Annotated in this window: 1 protein-coding gene; it reads right to left on the bottom strand. The window is 35.8% G+C overall.

Annotation, left to right across the window (positions count from 1 at the left end):
- Nucleotides 1-575 (bottom strand): RHS repeat-associated core domain-containing protein (locus HX062_RS16160; protein WP_286468137.1); only part of this gene is annotated, 575 nt, incomplete at both ends.

Raw genomic sequence — 575 nt, 5'->3', positions numbered from 1 at the left:
TGTACTGTAGCACCAGCTGCACTCCCTCTTTCTCCTATGGGTCCAGCAACTTTATAATCATACAGCGATATTATTTCCATTTCAGGTTTTGGTGTTGTCGGTAAAGTAGATTCCTTAGGTGTATTTGATTGAATAATTTCATCTTTAAAATAGCTTAATACTTTATTCAGCAAAGCATAAAAAGCATTTATATCACTATCTCCAACTTCTATATTACCCTGCCCTCTATCTCTTTCTATCGCACTATCCATAGGATCTGCACCTGTTCCCCAAACCATAACACCATCTTGCTGAATATTTCCCTTCTTATTAAAATCAGCTATAACATTTCCATTAACTGTTATTTGTCGAGTCGATCCATCCATGACCAAATGATCTGTACCATTTTCTCCATAACTTTGATCACTATAGCTATAGCCTAAATTAGTATATCCTTTAATCTCCTTACTTCCGTCAATCCATTTTACTTTTTTAGTATCATTATTCTGATACCAATCAGCTCGCATCCCCGTAGGATCAATCAGATTAATCGGATTATTGTGTACATAATGGTATGGATTCCAGGCAGGAAATTG

It is taken from the genome of Myroides sp. DF42-4-2, assembly GCF_030326445.1.
In the GTDB taxonomy this organism is placed as follows: Bacteria; Bacteroidota; Bacteroidia; order Flavobacteriales; family Flavobacteriaceae; genus Flavobacterium.
The sequence above is the reverse complement of the archived record's forward strand: the minus strand, read 5'-3'. Positions and strand labels throughout refer to the sequence as shown.